Source organism: Roseburia sp. TF10-5 (genome assembly GCF_003462365.1).
GTDB classification, from domain to species: Bacteria; Bacillota; Clostridia; order Lachnospirales; family Lachnospiraceae; genus Roseburia; species Roseburia faecis.
In genome coordinates this window covers 24,107-47,371 of sequence record NZ_QTYW01000006.1, presented here as the reverse complement: position 1 = coordinate 47,371, position 23,265 = coordinate 24,107, and the positions used below count along the sequence as shown (strand labels likewise).

Sequence of the window (23,265 nt, the reverse complement as noted above, 5' to 3'; positions counted from 1 at the left end):
TCCTATATCAGTCCAAATGTGCGAAGTAAAAAGATCCAGAACGTCAGCGTAAATGCCGCAAACAACGTCGTTGCAACAATAACACTCGCCGTCAGAACCCCATCATTTTTCATACTCTTTGCCATGATGTAACAGCTTGGCGTTGTCGGGGATGCCAGCATAATTAAAATTGCAATAATCTTTTCCCCGGAAAATCCCATATAAGCTGCTACCGGTAAAAAGATCAGTGGCTGGATTACCAGTTTGATGGCAGCTGCCCAGCACGTCGGTTTGATCTTTGCGATAGCTTTGCGCCCCTCAAATCCCGCACCGATCACAATCAGTGCCAGCGGTGTTGCAAGCTGTGCGACAGAGTTAATCGTCTTATTGACAATGGTCGGAAAATGAATCCCCAGAAGGGAAACGATAAGTCCCAGAAAAATCGAATCAATAATCGGATTTTTCACGATATTGACCAATGCCTGCTTAATTTTTCCCTTATCCCGTTTTCCTTGCTCGTCCTGCGCCTCAAATGTCAGTACAATAACGGAATACACATTGTACAGCGGAACCGCTCCCACGATCATCAGCGGACCCATGGCAGAAGATCCGTAAATATTGTTGATAAATGCCATTCCCATAACGGCTGCACTGCTTCGGAACGAAGACTGTACAAACGCACCACGGATACTGTCATCTTTGACCGCAAATTTACTGATCCCCCAGATGCCCCAGAAACAGATACTGCTGACAATTGCACAGTACAATACAAATTTCAGATCAAATACTTTTGATATTTCTACGGAAGCAATATCCCGAAACAGCATAAACGGCAGTGTCACCTTAAAATTGAAACGGTTTGCCACGGTGACAAAATGCTCATCGAGCATACCGATCTGATGCAGTACCCAGCCTATAACCATCACCAGAAAAATAGGAAATGTGACATTGACGCTAAAGATAAAATCACTCATTACTTCTGCACTCTTTCATATTTATAGAAATAAAATTCCAGATCAAAATATGTCTGTTCTTCACTGTCTGCTGTAATTTTCCACTCCGGTTTTTCATCCAGATTCGGGAAATACGCATCCGCGTCATATGCATAGTCGATTTTTGTAATATGTGCGACATCACACTCATCCAAAAGCTGCTCATATATTTTCTGTCCGCCAATCACATAGACGTCATTGGTATCATACTTTTCCAGTTCCCTGTGCAGCTCTTCCATGGAATGCACGACAATCGCATCTTTAACCTGATACGCCGGATTATGTGTCAACACAATATTGGTGCGGTTTTTCAGCGGAAGACCATTTGGAAAACTCTCCAGCGTCTTTCGTCCCATCACGACAACTTTCCCGGTTGTTGTCTCCCGGAAAAATTTCTGATCCATCGGAATCCGTACCAGAAGCTCATTATTTTTCCCAATTGCCCAATTTTTATCTACTGCTGCAATGATATTCATGATTTTCTCCCTCCTGACTGCTATATTGCCACCGGAATGTTTTTGATCTGCGGACCGGTCACATAATCGGTCACTTTGATATCATCCGGTGTAAACTGATAAAAATCTTTAATCTCCGGATTCAGCCAGAATTTTGGTGCCGGATGCTGCTTACGCGTAATCAGCTCTTTTACCAGTTCCACATGCCGGTCATAAATATGTGCGTCCGCAATGACATGTACCAGTTCTCCCACTTTCATGTCACACACCTGTGCCAGCATATGCATCAGCACCGCATACTGGCATACATTCCAGTTATTTGCAGTAAGCACATCCTGCGAACGCTGATTCAAAATTGCATTTAAAGTCAGTTTGTCATCGCCCGGATGCTGCGTCACATTAAAGGTCATGCTGTATGCACACGGATACAGATTCATCTCATGCAGATCCTGATGTACATAAATATTGGTCAGAATCCGGCGGCTGAACGGATTATTTTTCAGATCATAAATCACCCGGTCCACCTGATCCATCATTCCCTCACGATACTGATGTTTCTGTGCCAGCTGATAGCCGTACGCTTTTCCGATGGAACCGTTTTCATCTGCCCATTCATCCCAGACGGTACTGTTTAAATCATGGATATTGTTGGATTTCCGCTGCCAGATCCACAGCATTTCTTCCGTACAGGTCTTGATTGCCGTCTTGCGCAGTGTGATTGCCGGAAACTCTTTCGACAGATCATAACGGTTCACCACACCGAATTTCTTAATCGTATAGGCACTTGTACCATCCTCCCAGTGCGGCCGTACCTTTTCGCCCTCGGTACTTGTCCCGTTCTCCAGAATATCCTGACACATAGTTACAAATATTTTATCTGCTAAACTCATTGTTAATCCCCTATCTCTTGTCCTGGACTTTTACTTTTCATTATACCTTATTCTATCAAAATGTCTATGAGAAAATCTGCTGTACTATCAGTTTATACTCCGGCAGAGACTGGCATTTCCGGATCAGCTTTAAATATTTCTCTCTGTCCGGAAATGCCTTTGTCAGATAAAACCAGATTTCTTTCAAATGAAAAACGACATCTTTTTCCGCACGGAAAGTATCCAGACATCCCTCTAAAATTTCATCATGGAACGCCCGCAGCCTGGCTTTATCTGCCGGTGGATTTCCTTTGATTTCTCCAACCAGTCCGGGATTTTCCAGTAATCCCCTGCCGATCATGATGCGATCAATAGCTGGGAAAGCAGCTGTCACTTTCTTATAATCTTCCACACTGCATATATCTCCATTGTAACAGAGCGGCACATGGATCTGCTCCAGAGCACGGGCAAATGTTTCCATCCGCGGTGTTCCGCTGTAATAATCTTTCTGCAGGCGCGGATGAATAATCAGTTCTTCCAGCGGAAACTTTGCATAGACACCGCAGAGAGCTTCCCACTCATCCGGGTCTTTGATTCCGACTCTGGTCTTTACCGATACCGCAAGCGGACTGTTCTCCAGCACTTCTTCCAGCAACATTTCCAGTTCTTCCGGCTCTTCCAGAAATCCGGCTCCTTTTCTTTTCGAGACAACGGTTCCGGACGGACAGCCAAAATTAAGATTGACACTGGTAAATCCCAGATCTTCCAGCTGCCGAATCATCATCAGAAATTCATCGGCACGGTTTCCGATCAGCTGCGGCACCAGCCGGATCTGTCCATTATTTTCCGCTGCCAGATCCCGCTTTATTTTTTTGCTCATTTTTTTTGCTGCCGGGATAAACGGTGTAAAATATTTATCTATATATGGAAAATAATGTGCATAAGCATTGCGCACAATATATCCCGTAATTCCCTCCATCGGAGCAAGATAAAATAACATAATTTTCCCTCCATTTTTCTATTATAAGAATTTTACCGGTAAAAGCAAATGATTTCCCGATAAGAATTGACAAGTTTTCACCAAAAGCCTATAGTTACGGTTAGAACGAACTTAAAATAGGAGGTATTCGACTTGGATAATCACAACGAGAAAAAGACAAAACAAATCAAACGGATACTGGCTATCATTACCATTGTTTTTGTAATCCTGATCGGATATTTTATCGGGCGTCCCCTGGTTCATTTTGTATCGGATCCCAAACAATTCCGTGTCTGGGTCAATGACAAAGGAATATGGGGAGTCCTTGGTTTTATTGGAATGAACATCCTGCAGGTACTCCTTGCGGTAATTCCCGGTGGTCCTTTTGAAATTGGTGCCGGATACGCTTTCGGAGTAATCCGTGGTACACTGATCTGTGATTTTGCCATGACAACTGCAAGCGTCATCATCTTTCTGTTTGTGCGCCGTTTCGGCATGAAGTTTGTGGAATTGTTTGTAAGCCGTGAAAAAATAGAATCTGTAAAAATATTAAAAAGTTCCAGGCGTTCGGAGAGCATCATTTTTCTGCTCTTCCTCATACCCGGAACTCCCAAAGACCTGTTATCTTATCTCGTCGGACTGACCGATATAAAGCTCTCCCACTGGATCATTATCTGTGCAGTTGGCCGTATGCCGGCAATCTTTCTTTCCGTCTTAAGCGGCAACGCATTAAACAAAGCGGATTACACATTTGTCATTCTGATGTTTGCTGTCATGATTGCCCTGTCCATCTGCGGATTTCTCTTTTACCGCTCCCGCAATAAAACAGGCAGCGGCTCCGAGAACGACAAGGAATAAATTCAGTACGGAGCACGGCAGACTCTCTGCTGTTCTCCACAACTGCTGCATTCGTCCAGAACTTTATTAATGCAGATGTGACACACATCTCCATCTTTGTCTTTCACACGGATCACATGTGTGGATACCCACTGATAGTAATCTCCCCGTCCCTTCTGATACAGCTTGACGCAGACTTCTTTCCGTCCCTGCCCCAGCATCTGTAACAGACGTTCCCTGGAGAAATTGTCCAGAAACGCACGCTGGTAATTCGGGTGTATGTTTTCCAACCCGACATCAATCAGATCATCGTATTTTCCACTGCTCGGCATGTCATTTGCCAGAAATCCGTCGTCCTTGATCATGGTATATGTATTTTTTGTAAGATTTGCTGCCACAATCATCGGAAATGCTTCTGACACTGCCTCAAACACTGTCAGTACCTCCTCCATGCTGATTCCATTCAGTGCTTCGAACTCTTTAAACGATCTTGCACTCTTCATCTGATGCACCTCCCAAACTTCGTTTTCATTTGTTTTTGCCCCTCTTTTACCCCTGCCTTTATTATAAATAAAACGCGTCCTTTTTACAATAGACAAAACCTGCGGAATGATAAAAGAAAAACAGCCGAACCCATATCCTCTATGTTTCCAGCTGCTTTTTCAAGAGCGATAGACGGGGCTCGAACCCGCGGTCTCGACCTTGGCAAGGTCGCGCGTTACCAACTACGCCACTATCGCATATGCAAATATTTACTTTTGAGAGCGATAGACGGGGCTCGAACCCGCGGTCTCGACCTTGGCAAGGTCGCGCGTTACCAACTACGCCACTATCGCATATGTAAGCTCTCTCGTGAGCACAGATAAGATAATAACAGATACATGCTCTTCTGTCAACCACTTTTTGAATTTTTTATACATTTTGAAAAATTTATACCAATGGGAAGTTTAAAATTAAACGCATGAATGTGTATTCCCTGCATAGAATATACCAAAGCTGGAAATGGAGGTAACAAATGAGTGCAAAAACCAGAATTGTCGTTCTTCATATGAAAAAACTTGTGTTTGCAGGTATTGTCACAGGACTTGGTATCCTGCTTGTGATCTTCCTTGGAATCCTGCTTGGCAGTTCCCACAAACAGTCCGCAGACAACGAAGCGGTAGAAACCATGTACGTTCCGGGTGTCTATACCTCTTCTGTCATGATTGATGGAAATCCGTTCGATGTACAGGTATCTGTAGACGAAGACCATATCAACGAAATCACCATGGTTCATCTGGATGAAACTGTAGAAACCATGTACCCATTGGTCCGTCCTACGCTCGATGAACTGGCAAAACAGATTATTTCCAGCCAGTCCCTTACGGATCTTACATATTCCAAAAACAACCAGTATACCTGTCGTCTGCTCATCGGTGCAGTATCCGAGGCATTGGAAAAGGCATCACCCGATCGGTGATGCCCCACATGCAAATATCTGATAAGCAGATCTTATTGTGCCTCTGTGTTTAATCCACTCACGTAGCTGGACAATGCAGAAGTATCGGTATAATACGTCTGTGCCGGCTTATTATCCTCATAATAACTGTATCCGGTATAACCGGCCCATCCAACGATGGCAACTAAAATTGCACATCCACAGATGATACCAATGATTTTTTCCGTTTTCTGCTTTGCCATCTCTTTTTTACGATTGGCTTTTTCTTTCTTATATTTATCTACCTTTGCCTGACTCATATTTCCTTCTCTCCTAAATCTGTTGATGGTTCTATTCTACACATTTTCAACAGAAAAAGCAAGTAAACGGTTTTACATATTGCGGGAGATATCCAGGCACTTCATCATTGCCTCGATCACGCTGCTGCGCATGCCTTTTTCCTCCAGCACACGCACTGCCTGAATGGTGGTTCCTGCCGGAGAGCATACCATATCCTTAAGTTCTCCCGGATGTTTTCCCGTCTCAAGAACCATCTTTGCACTTCCAAGTACCGCCTGTGCTGCAAATTTGTACGCCTGCTGTCTCGGCATTCCACCAGCCACTGCTGCATCTGCCATGGCTTCAATAAACATAAATACATAGGCCGGAGAGCTTCCGCTGACGGCAGTAACCACATCCATCAGATGCTCCGGGATGACTTCCGTCTGTGAAAATCCACTGCAGAGATCCCGCACCAGAGCCATATCCGCATCCGTCACACGTGCTCCCGCACACATACCCATCATGCCTTCTTTGACCATAGATGGGGTATTCGGCATCGTACGAATCACTTTTAAATTTCGTCCGAGCACTTCATCAAACCATACCAGTGTCTTTCCCGGCGCGATGGATACCAGAATCTGCTCTTCTGTAAGAAGATCCTTGATTTCCTCTAACACTTCGGCATAAAACTGTGGCTTTACTGCCACAAACAAAATGTCTGCAAATGCTGCCACATCCCGGTTGTCCGTACTGATCTGCACTCCGAACTGTGCTTTCTTTTCTTCCAGCGTTTTCTTCGTACGACAGGAAATCATCATCTCCTGCGGAGGGCATTTTCCGGATTCCAAAATTCCCTGTATCATGGCTGTTCCCATATTTCCACAGCCGATAAAACCGATTTTCTTTTCCATGTTCTATCTAGCTCCTATAATCTCCATTAATTTTTACATAATCATACGTCAGATCACATCCCCAGGCTTTGGCAGATGCCTCTCCCTGATGCAGATCAATATTAATATAAATTTCATCTTCCTCTAAGATTTCTTTTGCTTTCTCCTCAGAGAAATCTACACCGGCAGCATTTCTGCATACGGCAATGGTTCCCTTGGACGATGCCAGATCCACATCCACTTTGTTGATATCAAACTCCGCATCCGCATAACCGATTGCACATAAAATACGTCCCCAGTTGGCATCTTCCCCAAACATTGCACACTTAAACAGTGGAGAACGGATCACACTCTTTGCAATAATGATTGCGGTATCCTGATCCGGCGCACCGCTACAGGTACACTCCAGCATCTTCGATGCTCCCTCACCGTCCTTGGCAAGCATCTTGGTCAGCGTCATGAGTACCTGATACAGCGCCTGACGGAACGTATCATAATCCTCTCCCTCTGCTGTGACTGGCGTATTTTCTGCCATGCCGTTTGCCAGAATACTGACCATATCATTGGTAGAAGTATCTCCATCAATGCTCAGACAATTGTACGTCACCTTTACAATCTCAGAAAGTGCTTTCTGGATCATTTCTGAGGAAATCGCAACATCGGTTGTAACAAAATTTAACGTGGTAGCCATATTCGGATGGATCATGCCACTTCCCTTTGCCATACCGCCAACCGTACAGGTCTTCCCGTCAAGCGTAAAAGAAACCGCGGTCTCCTTGGCATAGGTATCGGTTGTCATGATGGCATTTGCTGCTTTTCCATGATTCTGTGGAGAAAGTCCGCGTGCCAGCTCCTGCACATGATCACGGATCGGTTCAATCGGAAGCTTCTGTCCAATGACACCGGTTGATGCCACGATCACCTCGTCTGCCTTTATTCCCAGCTCTGCTGCAGCCAGATCACACATCATCTGTGCCTTTTCTTCTCCGTCTGCATTACAGGTATTGGCATTCTTACTGTTGACAATAACAGCCCTCGCCTTATTTCCGGTTGCTGCCAGATGTTTCTTTGTCACAAGGATTGGTGCACCCTTTACTTTATTCGTTGTATAGACAGCCGCTGCCGTACACTCTTTCTCTGACCATATCAGTGCCAGATCATTTTTGTTCCGATCCGGATTTAACCCACAGTTTAATCCGTTTGCGGAAAATCCTGCAGCCGCACATACACCGCCCTCGACCTGTTTCATTGTTATATTCATAATTTTTATCTCCTTCTAAGTTATAGTAGTAAAAATCCTCAGCAGAATTTCTCCTGCTGAGGCACCTTTATCTCATTCCATCTGTTTACTTTATGTACTTATCCAGTTCATGAGATACCGCAAGCACATTGTCAAGTTTCTGTTTTGCCTGCTCGGCATTGTTTAAATTCTCAACTGACAGATCCGCTACCTGTACGGAAGAGGCCGTCACTTCTTCCGTTGTTGCAGAAAGATTACTGATATTGTCTACAATCTGATTGTTTGCATCCGACAGACGGTTTAACATGCCGTCAATGCCTTCGATCTCCTGAACCAGTGTATTGACATTCTCATTCATTCCCGAAAAACTCTCAGATGCTTTCGCAATCATGGAATCCTGCGCATTGGTAGCCTCAATCGAACGGCTCACCGCCGTTGCTGCATCCTCTGCATTTTTAAACAATTCATCCAGAATCTGTGCGATGCTTTCTGTCTCACTTCTGGTTTTCTCTGCCAGCTGACGGATTTCATCAGCCACTACAGCAAACCCTTTTCCGGCTTCCCCTGCACGGGCACTCTCAATAGAAGCATTGAGCGCCAGCAGATTGGTCTGACTGGAAATGGAAAAGATGGTATCTGCAATACTCTTTACTGCCTCGGTACGCTCCTGTAACGCTTTCATGGAATCTGCCACTCCGGAGTTTGTCTCTGCGATTACTGCGGACTGTTTCTTCAGATGTTCCATGATCTCCATACTCTCCTGATTCAGTTCCCCGGACTGCTTTGCCACTTTTACCATATTCTCGGAACTTTCCAGTGTCTGCTCAATTGAATGCTGGATATCCTGTGTCATGGTTGTCTGTGTCTGGATATTTTCCGCCGTGCTTTGCGTGCTGGAAGAAATATCTTTCATCGCACCATTGACCACCTCTGTCGATCCATTCAGATCATTGACAATCTTCATCACGGATTCCGTACCCTTACGCACTTCTTCCGCCACACCGATCACATCGTCTAAAATTGCCTGCTGCTTCCGCTGCTCCTGCTGTTCACTGTGCCGGGTATCATGGTTGAATTTCTGTGCCACATTTGTTGTAAAGATCACAGCAAATACCAGTACCCCCAGTGCCAGCAGATCCAGTACAAGATTGGTTGTCCCGGCTACGCCTTCCGGCTGCTGACGGATCTGACCAAAGACAGTCAGCGCATTCAATACAAGATAACCGATGCCGCCGATTCTGGAATATTTCGGATCAAAAAACAAAATACAGCCGATAAAAGGAGCCAGTCCCAGAAAACGGATAAAGCTCTCCGTATAAGCAAAAGTCATGAAAAATGATACGAGATATAACCCGATCAGTGCCAGATATCTCAGCCGCTCCGATTCCGGACGCCGCTTCCATCCGATGAGCAATGCACCTCCGGAGACTACTGCAATCACACTGACAAATGCCGTAAAGCCCAAAGAACGTACTCCTTTTGCTCTTGATGCCCAGAGCATAAACAGAATAAACGCATAAAAAATCAGATATTCTGTTACAAGAAAACGGTTTACTCTCTGTATCTGCTGCCCTTTTTCCGCAAAGCGATAATATTTTTCTTTTATTTTCATAATCAGTCCTCTCCCCTGTTATAGTTATAACACATGAAAGTTTCTGTTTCCATACTAGCACAGAGCAAAATAAAATGCAATTCTGTCCGCTGTAATAATCTTATTCCAGTTCTTCCATGACACTCTTATATGCCGGACGAATAATTTTGTTGCATCCCACCAGCTCCTCCAGCCGGTGTGCACTCCATCCTGCAATTCTTGCAATGGCAAACAATGGTGTATATAATTCCGATGGAATGCCGAGCATTTCATATACAAATCCACTGTAGAAATCCACATTCGGACTGACACCCTTGAAAATATGACGCTTTTCTGCGATCAGTTCCGGAGCCACTTCTTCTATCATATTGTAAAGGTTCATGTCTTTCTGGCGTCCTTTTGCCTCCGCGAGATGCTCCACATAGCTGCGGAACACACGCTCTCTCGGATCAGACAGGGAATACACTGCATGTCCCATACCATAGATCAGTCCCTTCTTATCAAAGACCTGTCCATCCAGCATCTTTCCAAGATAGGACTTCACCTCGTCACGATCGCTCCAGTCATGCACATTTTCCCGGATATCATTCATCATCTGCATAACTTTGATGTTGGCTCCGCCATGCTTTGGTCCTTTCAGGGAAGACATTGCCGCAGCGATGGCAGAATATGTATCCGTACCGGCAGAAGTAACCACACGGGTGGTAAACGTACTGTTATTACCGCCGCCATGCTCCATATGAAGCATCAGTGCCACATCAAGCACCTGTGCCTCCAGCTGTGTATACTGCTTATTCGGCCGCAGCATACGAAGGAAATTCTCTGCCGTGGAAAGCTTCGGGTCCGGTCGGTGAATATACATACTCGAATCATTTTCATAATGATTATATGCGTGATATCCATATACCGCGATCATCGGGAAATTGGCAATCAACTGCATACACTGACGGATATTGTTCTCAATGGAAGAATCTGTCGTATACGGATCATAGGCCGCAAGTGTCAGAATACTTCGTGTCATGGAATTCATGATATCCTTAGAAGGCGCCTTCATAATAACGTCTCTGGTAAAATTGGTCGGAAGTGTCCGGCTGTTGCCGAGCACCTCACAGAATTCATCCAGCTGCGCCTGATCCGGAAGTTCTCCAAACAGCAACAGATATGCTGCTTTCTCGAAGCCAAATTCGTTCGGTCCAATGGATTTGATCAGTGTTTTTACATTATATCCGCGATACCATAACTCACCGTCACATGGCACCTGTTTTCCATTTTCATCTTTGAAGGACACAATCTTTGAAATACGGGTCAGACCTGTCAATACACCCTTTCCGTTGACATCGCGAAGTCCTCTGTTTACCCCATACTCCTGAAACAATCCGTCCGAGATCGTATCATTCGTAATACACATATTCTGTTTTGATGCTGCGTAATTTGCTAATAAATCTTTTTTCTCCATACTTCACTCTCCAATCTGTATAGTCTTAATTATATCGTACTTGGTTCTCAAAAAAAAGCACTTCATAAATTTTTTATATCTTTTTACGTTTGGTATATAAATTTTATACCCCATAAAATTTCATCAGTGCATCGTAAACATTCATTTTTCCATAGCCCCAGGCGGTATTCGGATAGGATACATCCGGGTTCCTTTCGCACCCGCGAATCAAAATATTTCCGATCTGCACCGAATTTAAAAGCAGTCTTCTCCCACGGCTGTTTCCCCACTCCATGATCTGTGCACATGCTCCTGCCGCAATTGCAGAAGCTGCACTCGTTCCCGTCAGTGTCACATAATTTCCAAGCCTTCCTATCGCCTGCACGCCCACAGCCGGAGCCACAAAATCCGGTTTTACAACCGATGCAATGGTATTCCCCCTCCCGGAATCCAGATATAAAATACCACTCTTTTGATCCATTCCACCCACCCCAATCGGAATTTTTGCCGAAGACGGCACGGTAAGTGTCACATCCGGATCCGGACGCAAAAACACCACGTCTTTTTCTAACATTCCACTCATTGGCAGCCAGATATGAAATTGTCCTGTGATCGTGGTACTCGGATTAACATACAGCGTCCAGATCCCTGCCGCCGGGTTTTCAAACCGGATAAACACCAGCTGATCCCCCCGCGTGCGTCCCACCTGTGCATAATCAATTTCCACTCTTGTCCCTTCAAATATAAATTCCTGTTCCTGATGCGAATTTCCGGGCACATTCTGCGCCGGCATAAGAGTGCCTCCCGGCGAACGCACCGCCACCACAAACAATTCCGGTGCACTGGCCCACAACTCGAGATAAAATCCCCGCATCCGCTGTTCCACATTCACCTCTACCGCAACCATCGAATTTCCATCACTTTTCCCGTAAAAATGATGTCTGGCATTCGCCTCATTTCCGGTTGCCACAACCGCACACCGGCGCCATCTGCCCGCAATATCATCAAGAAGTTCCGAAAGATTGCTGCCACCGGAATGGCTTCCGTTGTTTGTCCCGAGACCAAGGCACAGAATAAGGGGCCGCCCCAGTTTTCTGGCAGTCTCTTCGAGATATTCAATTGCCGCCATAACGTCATTTTCCTGATAGGCAGGCATCTCCTGCGGAATATAAAAAAAGTCTTTCAGATATGGTTTTGCCGGTTTTAACTTTACAACCAGAAGTTCCGCATAAGGAGCCGCCCCAGTAAAACCAGCCTGCAGATCTTCACTTCCGCAGGCAATACTTGCCAGCATGGTTCCGTGCCCATCTTCATCCGTCACTGGAACCAGTTCCCGCGGATGTTCCTGTTCCAGTGCCTCATTGATCTCTTTTTGTGTATATTCCGTTCCGTACAAAAATCCCTGAGGGGTATTTTTCTCCCCCGCCGGAATACTCTGATCCCAGATTGAGCGGATTCTTGTACTTCCATCGGCATTTCGGAAACAGGGCAGTTCATAGGAAATTCCCGTATCAACAAATCCAATAAAAATACCCTGTCCCCGAAGGGACAGGGCTGGCTGATTCTGCAGCTGCAGGATACCGGTTGTCTCCAGTGCAAGCGTATCCAGCAGTCCGAAACATTTTGGGATAATCGAATATCCGTATGTCCTAATGCTCAGCTGCGGCACCTCGTCCCGGTCAAAATATTCTGCCACAAATTTTTCACCGATATTTTGTATACATTCTGCCCGGTCGTCAGAAATCTCCAAAGACTCTCTGGCAATCAGGATATCGTAGGTATTGTTGGAGCGGATAAATGCATCACAATTTCTATCCATAAGAAGCTCCCACACTTCTTTTCCGTAACTATATGCACAAAACTTTCAGAATAGAACTTATTCTTTTACACATGCCACGCCATACGGTTCCAGTGTAAGAATTCCCTTGATCACCTCTCCCGTCAGAAGATCAATTCCCTCTACTCCGGAAACAATCTGCGGTCCGGTCGTATCATTCAGATAAAATACATACCGCATACCATCCGCTTCGCGTGTGTGACGTTCCACGCCATATGGAAGTTTATACATCGAAACTCCCGCTTTTTTCAGTGTACGCGCATACAGGTGCTGCATGGAAGCATCATCCAGCCGGGCCGCGATATACATGGCACTGCCGTTTTGACATGTGCGCTCCGTCACTGCTGCCATTCCTTTGTAATAATCCTGTTCATAGGTACCAAGCACGTTTGTGCCATCTGCCACACGCAGAACTTCCGCATAATCCCGTACTTCCCCTTCCGGCATTTCGGCAAAATGTACGCGGTTGCGGTCGGACGGATACAGTGTATCAATTTCCTCACTGATCACGCCAAAGAGATCCTTTAATCCGTCTCCCGGAAATCCGCCCAGATAATTGAGCTGGTTTTCATCCACATATCCGGTCACATAGGTTGCAATCAGATGACCTCCCTGCTCCACAAACTGTTTCATGCGCTCCCCGACATGCGGATGCAGCAGATACAGCATTGGTGCCACAATCACGGAATAACCGCTATAATCCTCTTCACTGGAAATCACATCCACATCCACTCCGAGTGCCGACAGATTGCGGTATGCTTTCCTGCAGGTCTTAATATAGTTACGGGTGGACTCTGCCAGCCCCTTCATTCCATCCGTTGCCCAGAGGCTGTCCCAGTCGTATAACACGGCTACCGGTGCTTTTACGACTGTCCCTGCCAGATCTTTGAGTTTCTTTAATTCTTCCCCAAGATCTGCCACTTCGCGAAAAACTCTGGTATCATCGGTTCCGAGATGATCCACAACCGCCCCATGATACTGTTCGAACGATCCTCTGCCTTTCCGCCACTGAAAATACTGTACGGTATCGGAACCGAGTGCCACTGCCTGCAGCGAAGCCAGCCGGTGCACGCCCGGACGCTTCATTTTATTAAACGGATGCCAGTTAACCAGTCCTGGTGCACTCTCCATCAGCATAAACGGCTGATCCTTTTTCAGACCACGGATCATGGCGTGATCAAACGCGTTCTCCGTCATTGTATCCGCAAATGTTTCCTCATCATTGTGGAAACGCGGATAAGAATCCCAGGAAACCACATCCAGAGGCTGCTGCATTTTGTGATAATCCAGTCCGTCGTATTCCTTCATGAAGTTCGTCGTCACCGGGATCTGCGGTGTGCGCTCTTTTAAAATGGCAATCTCTGCCTTCATGTAATCCGTCATATTCCAGGTGGTAAACCGTTTCCACTCCAGATTCAATCCCATAATGCTGAATTCTCCGTTGCGGTACGGCGGTTCAATCTGGGAAAAATCATTGTAAGTATGACTCCAGAACGTTGTCCACCATGCCTTGTTCAGTTTTTCAATATCATGGTCAAACTTTTCCGCCAGATAATCCTGGAACCGCTTTACACAGTGCGGACAGTAACATTCCCCACCAAATTCATTGGAAATATGCCACATCAGAAGTCCCGGATGATTTCCGAATTCATCTGCCAGTTTATTAACGATCACAGAAACCTTCTTCCGATAAACCGGTGCACTCATACAGTGGTTGTGCCGCACCCCGTGATGTTCACGCACCCCGTAAGAATCCACGCGTCTGCACTCCGGATATGTTTCATCCAGCCATGCCGGTCGCGCTCCGGACGGCGTCGCCAATATCGTGTAAATGCCATTGGCATATAACTTATCCATGATGTCATGCAGCCATGCGAAATGAAATTCCCCCTCCCGCGGCTCATAGGTTGACCAGGAAAATACCCCAAGTGTTGCACAATTCATCCCGGCTTTCTTCATCATGCGGATATCTTCTTCCAGAATGTCCGGCCGGTCCAGCCACTGTTCCGGATTATAATCCCCTCCGTGCATAATTCCGCCGATCTGCGGAAATAAAATCTTTTTCTCCATGTTTCCTCTCCCTTTATTTTGTATTTTCTATATTCCGGCTTGCATGACAGGTAAAATATAAAATCTGATACTCCCCGGAAATTTTTCCAAACAGTTCATTGCCATGTGCCATCTTTTCTTCATCCAGATTGACAAACGGATCGTCCAGCACCAGAAACGGTTTTTCCTTCGGATACATCGCATCCACCAGTGCCAGACGCATACAGATTCCCAGCAGATCCTGATATCCGGCAGACAGCCACTTGGTTTCCCGCATCTCGCCCTGCTCTTTCATCTGCACCTCGATGTTGGCATCCACCATCCAGTCTTTTTCTTTATCCCCTGTTAGAAGCGTGTAATACTTTCCAAACCCGTTCTCGATCGGCCCCAAATATCTCGCAGAAAACTGCTCCTTTGCATTCTGTAGGAACTCTCCCGTCAAACGCAGGGTTTCATATAAATGCTGTTCTTCTTCCTGTTCCTGTCTGCAGATGGAAAGCTGCTGTTCTTTTTCATCCCGGATATCCAGCTGATCCTGCAGATCTTCGAGCTGATGATGGTACTGCTCGATGGCTTCCCGGATATCCTCGCTCCGCTCATCCACATCACGGATCATGGAATTGAGTTCATCAAGGGAATATGGACATTTTTCCACCGCTGCCAGTTCTTTCATATTGTGTTCCTGTTCAAAAAGTTCTCTCTTTTTTCTTGCCTCTGCGTATGCTTTCTGTGCGATCCGGTACTCGGTTGCCTTCATCTGTAACTGGCTGATTCCTGCTGCAAGATCTTCTCCGAAATCCATTCCCGCTTCTTTTCCAAATGCAAGCAAAGAGTTCTGTTTCCGCTCAAATTCCTGTCTTGCCGCATCGCTTTTTCCGGCACGGCTGCGCAGACGCTCATATTCCTGCAGCTGGCTGCGGAGTTCATACAGGCAGGTTCTGGCATCCTTTTCTCCCGGAACCATCTGATACTGCTCCAGAAAATGCTTGGTCTCCTGTTCGATGCGCGAAGCTTCTTTCGAAGCCTCTTCCATGGTTTTTTGAATTTCCTCCACCGGTCCGCGGAGCTTACGCTCCTCTTCCAGATGCTGTACCCGGAGTGCACGCACCTTTTCTTCTTCCTTTGATACCTGCACCTTGCGCACCACAAGAAGCACAATACCTGCCACTGCCGCAACCACCGATACCGCCAGAAGCGGAAGGAAAAACTTATGTACCTGTGGCAACAGAAACGACAACACACCACCGGCAGCACCGATCACCAGCAGGATAATGCCGCAGACCATCATCGGAAGACGATTTTTTACCGTGTAATCCGGTTCTTCCCGCTTCATTGCCATCGCTTCAAAATAGGACATTTTCGTTTCCAGCTGCGTTTTTTCTTCTTTGAGTTTTGCAAAACGCTCCTGCTCTTTTTCCATTTCCGTTATTTTTTCTTCAGAAGGAATCTGGTTTTCAAACTTATCACCAAGTTCCTGCAGGCGGTTTTCTTCTTCCTCGGTCAGCCCCAGATTAAACAAAGTGGTTTTTAACACCCCAAGCATCTGTACATCCTGGTTCTGCTTTGCAAACTCCTCATCCTGCGGCACCTGTCCCGGAAATACATCCGCAAAAGCATCCAGTGCCGCTTTCTTTTCCTGTTCCTCCTGTTTGGTGGCCGCATAGGCCTGCTTGATTCCTTCCCTGCGGCTCTCTTCACTCGCCACCTGCAATGCTTTTGCATACTGATCCCGAATCCCGGCCAGTTCTTTTCTCTGCTCCTGTTTTTCGGTAAGTTTTTCAGTAATCTTTTTGTATGATGTCTCTGCCGCATCATAGCCGCGCAGTTCTTCCGTTAAAAGCGTGATCATGTTCGTCCGCTTTTTCATGGAACCTGTTGCACGGTCCGGCGAAAGTTTATTCATCCGGTCATGAATCTTTTTCTGAGCGGTCTCAAAATTATTGATATCATTTGTATTCTCTACAAGATTTCCCAGCTTGGCATTGATCGCATCAGTCGAGCAGCATTCGCAGTCATTTTGTGCAATAAATGCGCTCCTTTTAAACGATGCACTGTCGAGTCCGAAAATTTCACTTCCGATCTCGGAAGAGAAATCATGACATTCCAGATTGGTGGAAAGATCATATAAATGAAAAACATCTGTTTTTTCTGTTTTTCCAAATGTACGGCTGATCCGGTACTCTTTTCCCTGATAGGAAAAATCCAGTTCGCCTCCATACGTTCCCCCCTGCCACGGGCGGAATACCACACGTTCTTTATCAAACAGTCCGGATTCTCTCTTAGAGTCAAACCCGTAAAACATCACCCGCAAAAAAGCGGCCAGTGTACTTTTCCCCCATGCATTCGGTTCGTGAAACAGATTAACCCCGTCCTGAAATTCCAGATGCAGATCCGATAGTTTTCCAAAATTGTCGATATGACAGGAACGTAATTTCATCCTATATCTCCTCCCCGGACAATGCCAAAATTCCACAGCGGATCACTTCTGCCTTCTGCTCCTGTGACAGTTCAGATCCAAGTACCATACGGATAAACTCCCCCTTTAACGAGGCATCTTTTTCATAATCACTGTAGTCGACCCGAAGGGTTGTCCGGTCTTTCACCTTTTCAAAATAAAAATAATCCGAGAACAGATTCTGCAGATACTCGCAATTGATCTCCGCATCCACTTCCACCTCACCGGTCAGTACAAATTTGACAAGGCTTCCCGACGGATACTGCGCCTGTTTTACAGCTTCTTCCATCCGCTCCGCCGCTTCCCTTGTCGTCATGACATTGCTCACATCCACTTCAAGCGTGTACAGTGTGCGGGCTGCCATCTGAACAAACTGCATCTGGGCACGGCAGGTCTGCTCGTCCACATCCAGTAAAACGAATCCTTTCGGTCCACACTCGTCAAATCCGCGTCCTTCCAGACATCCACAGTAACACCAGGTACCGCGGTTATCCAGCTTGTCCTGCATGAAGGTATGTACATGTCCCAGCGCCAGATAATCAATATTCTTATTTTTCAGCTGGTTCAGGCTGATATTCTCTGCCTGTGAGCGACATGCATAATCTCCCGCCTGTCCGTGCATCATGACAATATTGAAATCTTCATGCCCCAGCACAAGGGAATTGTAAACGGTCGCCCGGTTGTTCTCCGAGAGCTCGATTCCGCTGATCACAATATTTCCATACCGGTATGCAGTCCATGTATCGGAAAACAAAAGCAGATTGTCCGGTACTTCCTCCAGCTTGGAAAGGAAATTGTCACTGTCATGGTTTCCTCTCAGATATAAGAAATCAATCTGGGGATGTGTACAGATCATGTCCCTTACGGTGTTGCGCGCCAATGCTGATACATTTCGTGTATCAAACAGATCTCCCGATATCATGATCAGACGCACCCCTGTCTTTTCTGCATATTCGACCATCCGTGTAAACGTACGGATGATTTCTCTTTTGCGCTCTCTTGCCTGCTCTTTTGTCAGGTTTGCTGTCATCTGGGAATCCAGATGCAGATCTGCACAATGAATGATTTTCATACATCCTCCTTATGAATTACGAACAAAACAATACTGTTTCTATCATATCATACAATAGGGAAAAGAAAAAGACCTGATGCCCTTCGACATCAGATCTTTTATTTCGGTTTTTCTACATTTTATGCGTTTGCTTCCTGTTCCGGAAGTGCCGCAACTCCACGCATTTCAATGAGCGGTCCGCCCTTTTTCTCCACATAATCCTCTGTGATCGTCACTTTTCCGATATTGTCATCCTTTGGAATCTCATACATGATATCCAGCATGAACTCTTCAATAATGGCTCGCAGTGCACGGGCACCGACTTTCTTTTCTTTCGCCTGCTTTGCAATTGCATGCAAAGCGTCCTCCGTAAACTCCAGATCCACTTCATCCATCGCCAGAAGCTTTTTGTACTGACGTACAATCGCATTCTTCGGCTCTGTCAGAATACGCACAAGCATATCTTCCGTCAGTGCTTCCAGTGAAAACAGAATCGGCAGACGTCCCAGAAACTCCGGAATCATTCCGAATTTACGGACATCCTCCACTGTCACTTTACAGAGAAGATTTTCTTCCTTGTCGTATTTATCTTTCAGATCTGCCTTAAAGCCGATGGACGCCTCCTTGTTTAATCGCTCCTTGATAACCTCTTCCAGTTCCGGAAAGGCACCGCCACAGATAAACAGAATATTCTTCGTATCTACCGTGGTCATCGGAACCATCGCATTTTTGCTGCTTGCTCCAACCGGAACTTCAATCTCTGCGCCTTCGAGAAGCTTTAACATTCCCTGCTGCACCGACTCTCCGCTTACATCCCGCTGATTGGCATTGCGCTTCTTTGCAATCTTGTCGATCTCATCAATGAAAATAATACCGTGCTCTGCACGCTCCACATCATTGTCAGCTGCAGCCAGAAGTTTGCTGACTACGCTTTCGATATCATCACCGATATATCCGGCTTCGGTCAGAGAGGTTGCATCTGTGATTGCCAGCGGCACATCCAAAAGCCGTGCCAGTGTCTTTACCAGATACGTCTTTCCCGATCCGGTCGGTCCGATCATGAGCATATTGGACTTTTCGATTTCCACGCCGTCATTGGTGTCTTCCATCACGCGTTTATAGTGATTGTAAACGGCAACGGACATCACTTTTTTGGCATGTTCCTGTCCGACAACATACTCATCCAGACGCGCCTTGATTTTGTGCGGTGCCGGAATGGAATGAATATCCAGTTCCGGTTTCGGCTGCTCATCCTTTGGTTTCTTTTTCTTTAACTTCTGTTTGTTCGGAACCGCATTCTGTAGATCCGCCAGATTGATCATACTGATATTCGGCATTTTTCCCATGTTCATATTCATGAAATCGCCCATGTTAAAGGTGCCGTTGTTCATGGTATCAAATGTTTTCTGCATACAGTCCTGACAAATGCAGATATCATTCTGGATATGTATCATCTTTCCCGCAACACTCTCCGGTCTGCGGCAGATGTAACAGACATCTTCATATTCACTTGTATTGCTTGTATCGGATGTCGTGGTATTTTCTTTATTATTCTGGTCTTCCGCCATCGTATAAACTCCTTTTTTACATATAACATTGCCGCCGCAGTAAGCGACGGCAAAATTATTATACGATATTCAGCCTGTAAAGACAAGTTTTCCCCTGTTTTTTCATTTTTCTTTAAGATTTAAAGCAGTTCCTTTAAGATTTTATTTACGATTCCCGGATTTGCCTTGCCTTTGGTTGCTTTCATCGTCTGTCCGACCAAAAATCCGATTGCTTTCTCTTTTCCGTTGTGGTAATCCTCCACCGACTGCGGATTGTCTTTGACAATCTGCTCTATCGTTGCGCGAAGTGCATCCTCATCGTTATCACTCTTTAAGCCATGCTCTTCCACATAACGCTCCGGATCTACGTCCTCATCAAATACTTTTTCAAATACTTCCTTGGCAACGGAATTATTGATCGTTCCTGCCTCTGTCAATTCGATAATTTTTGCCAGATGCTCTGGTGAAAAACGGAGATCTTCGGCATCCATTTCCCGGTCCTTTAACAGACGCATCGTTTCTCCCATGAGCCAGTTGGATACTTTCTTTGGTTTATTGCAAATCGCAGAAGTCGCCTCAAAGAGATCTGCCAGCTTTTTCTCCGATGTAAGAATCTGTGCATCATACTCCGGCAGACCAAACTCTGCAATATAACGGGCCAGTTTTTCATCATGAAGTTCCGGCTGATTGTCCCGGATCTGCTGCAGCCATTCGTCACTGACAACGATCGGTACCAGATCCGGCTCCGGGAAATAACGATAATCCTGTGCATCCTCTTTGGAACGCATCGCATAGGAATATCCCTGATCATCGTTCCAGCGGCGGGTCTCCTGTACAACCTTTTCCCCGGATTCAATCAGATCAATCTGGCGGGCTGTCTCGGCTTCAATGGCATGTGCGATTGCCTTAAACGAACCGATATTTTTCATCTCGGTACGGGTACCAAACTCTTTGGCGCCCTTTTCACGAACTGATAAATTGACATCCGCACGCATGGAACCCTCCTGCATCTTGCAGTCACTGGCACCCAGGTACTGGATCGTCATACGCAGTTTCTCCAGATATGCAATGACTTCCTCTGCGGAGCGCATATCCGGCTCGGACACGATCTCGATCAGCGGTACACCGGAACGGTTGTAATCCACCAGAGATACCCCTTCCCAGTCATCATGTACTAACTTTCCGGCATCCTCTTCCATATGGATTTCATGGATACCGATGGTCTTTTTCCCGCCGGATTCCGTCTCGATCTCTACCCCTCCGTCATGGCAGATTGGCAGATAAAGCTGGGAAATCTGATAGTTCTGCGGGTTATCCGGATAGAAATAATTTTTCCGGTCAAATTTGCTGTACTGATTGATCTGACAGTTTGTTGCCAGACCAACTGCCATGGCATACTCTACCACCTTTTTGTTTAAGACCGGAAGCGATCCCGGCATACCGGTACATACCGGACAGGTGTGGGTATTTGGTGCACTTCCGAATGCAGTGGAGCAGGCACAGAAGATTTTTGTCTTGGTTGCTAATTCTACATGGACTTCCAGTCCAATGACGGTTTCATATTCTTTTGACATCTCTTCTCTCCTTTCTACGCTTCTGCTGCCGGACTGTGCTGATACGTTCTTGTCTGTTCAAAACTGTAGGCCGCACGGATGATGTTTTTCTCCTTGAAACAATCCCCGATCAGCTGCAGACCGATCGGAAGTCCTTTGCTGTCCACACCGCACGGCACGGAAATTCCCGGCAGACCTGCCAGATTGACCGAAACGGTATATACATCTCCAAGATACATCTTCAGCGGATCACTCAAAGATTCTCCCAGTTTCGGAGCGGTGGTCGGTGCCGCCGGTCCGAGAATCACATCATACTTTGCAAATGCCTTGTCAAATGCCTGCTTGATCAGGGCTTTGGTGCGCAGTGCTTTCAGATAATAAGCATCATAATATCCGGAACTTAACACGAAAGATCCAAGCATAATACGGCGCTTTACTTCCGGTCCGAATCCTTCGGAGCGGGACTTCTTGTACATATTGTGCAGTCCCTCGTACTCTTTTGTGCGGTATCCGTATTTTACTCCATCAAAACGTGCCAGATTGGAGCTTGCCTCTGCTGCCGCAATGACATAATAAGCCGGAATCGCATACTCTACGAGACTTAAATCAAATTCCTCTACGATTGCGCCTTTTTCTTCTAACGTCTTTGCCGCTGCAAGAATGGCTTCCTTTACTTCCGGGTCCAGTCCCTCGCCCAGATAGTCACGCGGAATACCAATCTTCATTCCCTTTACATCATCCACCAGTGCCGATGTAAAATCGGTTTCTTCTCGTTTTACCGATGTGGAATCCTTCTTATCATAAGAAGTAATTGTCTCCAGAATTGTGGCACAGTCGGTCACATCCTTTGCAATCGGTCCGATCTGATCCAGAGAGGAACCGTATGCGATCAGTCCGTAACGGGAAACGGTACCATAAGTTGGTTTGATTCCGGTCACACCACAAAATGAACTTGGCTGACGGATAGATCCTCCGGTATCCGATCCGAGTGCATAGTAACATTCCTCTGCTGCCACTGCCGCACAGCTTCCACCGGAAGAACCGCCCGGTACATGTGCGGTATTCCATGGATTCTTTGTCTCCCCATAGGCAGAAGTCTCTGTGGTACTTCCCATGGCAAATTCATCCATGTTCGTCTTTCCGAGAATGACTGCGCCCGCTTTTTCCAGATTGATCACTGCTTCCGCTGTATAAGTTGGAATAAAATTATATAAAATCTTAGAACTGCAGGTCGTTAACATTCCCTTTGTACACATATTATCTTTGATGGCAACTGGAACACCTGCCAGAGGCCCGGTCAGTGTCCCGTCATCAATCATTTTCTGTACTTCTTTTGCGCGGATCATCGCAGACTCTTCATCTACGGTGACAAAGCTGTTGATATCCTTTTCTTTTGCACGAATCGCGTCAAGAGCAGCTCTTGTTGCTTCCTCAACGGTCACTTCATGCGCTTTTATTTTCTTTCCCAGCTCTACCGCTGTGAGCGATAATAAATTCATAGCTGCCCCTCCTTACTCTACCGTCTTTGGAACTACAAATGCGCGGTCGCGGCGCTCCGGTGCGTTCGCAAGTGTGTCCTCTCCACCATCGCCGTTTTCCACAACATCTTCCCGGAACACATTCTGTACCGGAAATACATGGGACATCGGTTCCACATTGGAGGTATCCAGTTCGTTTAATTTATCAATATAATCCAGCATGCTCTCCATGTCTTTTTTCGCAGCTTCTTTTTCCGCGTCAGACAATTCCAGCTTTGCAAGGATTCCAACATATTCCATTGTCTCGTCTGAGATTACGTTTGCCATAT

20 protein-coding genes and 2 tRNA genes are annotated in these 23,265 nt (G+C 46.1%); 2 read left to right on the top strand and 20 right to left on the bottom strand.

Going from position 1 to position 23,265, the window contains the following annotated elements; genetic code table 11:
* Positions 1 to 2: 2 nt before the first annotated feature.
* The 4 genes from DXD06_RS07740 to DXD06_RS07725 all read right to left on the bottom strand — a co-directional run bounded on the left by DXD06_RS07740 (position 3) and on the right by DXD06_RS07725 (position 3,295).
* Positions 3 to 953 (bottom strand): AEC family transporter, encoded by a 951-nt coding sequence (locus tag DXD06_RS07740; RefSeq protein WP_055263001.1) that lies wholly within the window; start codon positions 951 to 953, stop codon positions 3 to 5.
* Positions 953 to 1,447, bottom strand: a complete 495-nt coding sequence (locus tag DXD06_RS07735) for a dihydrofolate reductase (protein ID WP_022047103.1) — start codon at positions 1,445 to 1,447, stop codon at positions 953 to 955. The genes DXD06_RS07740 and DXD06_RS07735 overlap by 1 nt, the downstream gene beginning before the upstream one ends.
* A gap of 20 nt (positions 1,448 to 1,467) precedes the next feature.
* The gene (thyA, locus tag DXD06_RS07730; RefSeq protein WP_117831256.1) at positions 1,468 to 2,316 is read right to left on the bottom strand and encodes a thymidylate synthase; all 849 of its coding nucleotides are present in this window, start codon (positions 2,314 to 2,316) and stop codon (positions 1,468 to 1,470) included.
* A gap of 64 nt (positions 2,317 to 2,380) precedes the next feature.
* Positions 2,381 to 3,295: a tRNA dihydrouridine synthase gene (locus DXD06_RS07725; RefSeq protein ID WP_117831255.1), complete on the bottom strand. Its 915-nt coding sequence runs from the start codon at positions 3,293 to 3,295 to the stop codon at positions 2,381 to 2,383.
* A 132-nt stretch (positions 3,296 to 3,427) separates the two neighbouring features.
* Between DXD06_RS07725 and DXD06_RS07720 the strand changes: the two genes are divergently transcribed.
* Positions 3,428 to 4,132 (top strand): TVP38/TMEM64 family protein, encoded by a 705-nt coding sequence (locus tag DXD06_RS07720; protein ID WP_055263005.1) that lies wholly within the window; start codon positions 3,428 to 3,430, stop codon positions 4,130 to 4,132.
* Between the two features lie 2 nt (positions 4,133 to 4,134).
* On the opposite strand, the gene DXD06_RS07715 is transcribed toward DXD06_RS07720, so the two are convergent.
* The 3 genes from DXD06_RS07715 to DXD06_RS07705 all read right to left on the bottom strand — a co-directional run bounded on the left by DXD06_RS07715 (position 4,135) and on the right by DXD06_RS07705 (position 4,947).
* Positions 4,135 to 4,614 (bottom strand): hypothetical protein, encoded by a 480-nt coding sequence (locus DXD06_RS07715; RefSeq protein WP_117831254.1) that lies wholly within the window; start codon positions 4,612 to 4,614, stop codon positions 4,135 to 4,137.
* A gap of 164 nt (positions 4,615 to 4,778) precedes the next feature.
* A tRNA-Gly gene (locus DXD06_RS07710) sits at positions 4,779 to 4,851 on the bottom strand.
* A 23-nt stretch (positions 4,852 to 4,874) separates the two neighbouring features.
* Positions 4,875 to 4,947, bottom strand: a tRNA-Gly gene (locus DXD06_RS07705).
* 179 nt (positions 4,948 to 5,126) lie between these two features.
* On the opposite strand from DXD06_RS07705, the gene DXD06_RS07700 reads away from it, so the two are divergent.
* A complete protein-coding gene (locus DXD06_RS07700; protein WP_055263009.1) occupies positions 5,127 to 5,570 on the top strand; it encodes an FMN-binding protein in 444 nt (147 codons plus the stop codon).
* Between the two features lie 32 nt (positions 5,571 to 5,602).
* Here the strand turns inward: DXD06_RS07700 and DXD06_RS07695 are convergent, their stop codons facing one another.
* The 13 genes from DXD06_RS07695 to gatC all read right to left on the bottom strand — a co-directional run bounded on the left by DXD06_RS07695 (position 5,603) and on the right by gatC (position 23,263).
* Positions 5,603 to 5,848 carry a hypothetical protein gene (locus tag DXD06_RS07695; RefSeq protein WP_117831253.1) on the bottom strand — a complete coding sequence of 82 codons (246 nt, stop codon included), beginning with the start codon at positions 5,846 to 5,848 and terminating at the stop codon, positions 5,603 to 5,605.
* Between the two features lie 72 nt (positions 5,849 to 5,920).
* On the bottom strand, positions 5,921 to 6,721 hold the full coding sequence (gene proC / locus DXD06_RS07690; protein ID WP_055263012.1) for a pyrroline-5-carboxylate reductase: 801 nt from the start codon (positions 6,719 to 6,721) through the stop codon (positions 5,921 to 5,923).
* 7 nt (positions 6,722 to 6,728) lie between these two features.
* Complete coding sequence (argJ, locus tag DXD06_RS07685) at positions 6,729 to 7,961, bottom strand: bifunctional glutamate N-acetyltransferase/amino-acid acetyltransferase ArgJ (protein WP_195275329.1); 1,233 nt, start codon at positions 7,959 to 7,961, stop codon at positions 6,729 to 6,731.
* An 85-nt stretch (positions 7,962 to 8,046) separates the two neighbouring features.
* A complete protein-coding gene (locus tag DXD06_RS07680; RefSeq protein ID WP_117831252.1) occupies positions 8,047 to 9,552 on the bottom strand; it encodes a methyl-accepting chemotaxis protein in 1,506 nt (501 codons plus the stop codon).
* A 100-nt stretch (positions 9,553 to 9,652) separates the two neighbouring features.
* The gene (locus tag DXD06_RS07675) at positions 9,653 to 10,987 is read right to left on the bottom strand and encodes a citrate/2-methylcitrate synthase (RefSeq protein ID WP_055068176.1); all 1,335 of its coding nucleotides are present in this window, start codon (positions 10,985 to 10,987) and stop codon (positions 9,653 to 9,655) included.
* Positions 10,988 to 11,090: 103 nt separating this feature from the next.
* Positions 11,091 to 12,785, bottom strand: a complete 1,695-nt coding sequence (locus DXD06_RS07670; protein WP_117831251.1) for a S8 family peptidase — start codon at positions 12,783 to 12,785, stop codon at positions 11,091 to 11,093.
* Between the two features lie 57 nt (positions 12,786 to 12,842).
* Positions 12,843 to 14,873, bottom strand: a complete 2,031-nt coding sequence (locus DXD06_RS07665) for a beta-galactosidase (RefSeq protein ID WP_117831250.1) — start codon at positions 14,871 to 14,873, stop codon at positions 12,843 to 12,845.
* 13 nt (positions 14,874 to 14,886) lie between these two features.
* Positions 14,887 to 17,289: an ATP-binding protein gene (locus tag DXD06_RS07660; RefSeq protein ID WP_117831249.1), complete on the bottom strand. Its 2,403-nt coding sequence runs from the start codon at positions 17,287 to 17,289 to the stop codon at positions 14,887 to 14,889.
* Position 17,290: 1 nt separating this feature from the next.
* Positions 17,291 to 18,379 carry a metallophosphoesterase family protein gene (locus tag DXD06_RS07655; protein WP_055263024.1) on the bottom strand — a complete coding sequence of 363 codons (1,089 nt, stop codon included), beginning with the start codon at positions 18,377 to 18,379 and terminating at the stop codon, positions 17,291 to 17,293.
* Positions 18,380 to 18,498: 119 nt separating this feature from the next.
* Positions 18,499 to 19,926 carry an ATP-dependent Clp protease ATP-binding subunit ClpX gene (gene clpX / locus DXD06_RS07650; RefSeq protein ID WP_117831248.1) on the bottom strand — a complete coding sequence of 476 codons (1,428 nt, stop codon included), beginning with the start codon at positions 19,924 to 19,926 and terminating at the stop codon, positions 18,499 to 18,501.
* A gap of 119 nt (positions 19,927 to 20,045) precedes the next feature.
* Positions 20,046 to 21,479 (bottom strand): Asp-tRNA(Asn)/Glu-tRNA(Gln) amidotransferase subunit GatB, encoded by a 1,434-nt coding sequence (gene gatB, locus DXD06_RS07645; protein WP_117831247.1) that lies wholly within the window; start codon positions 21,477 to 21,479, stop codon positions 20,046 to 20,048.
* Between the two features lie 14 nt (positions 21,480 to 21,493).
* Positions 21,494 to 22,957: an Asp-tRNA(Asn)/Glu-tRNA(Gln) amidotransferase subunit GatA gene (gatA, locus tag DXD06_RS07640; protein ID WP_022047120.1), complete on the bottom strand. Its 1,464-nt coding sequence runs from the start codon at positions 22,955 to 22,957 to the stop codon at positions 21,494 to 21,496.
* A gap of 12 nt (positions 22,958 to 22,969) precedes the next feature.
* Positions 22,970 to 23,263, bottom strand: coding sequence for an Asp-tRNA(Asn)/Glu-tRNA(Gln) amidotransferase subunit GatC (gene gatC, locus DXD06_RS07635; protein ID WP_055263034.1), 294 nt, complete (start codon positions 23,261 to 23,263; stop codon positions 22,970 to 22,972).
* Positions 23,264 to 23,265: the final 2 nt, after the last annotated feature.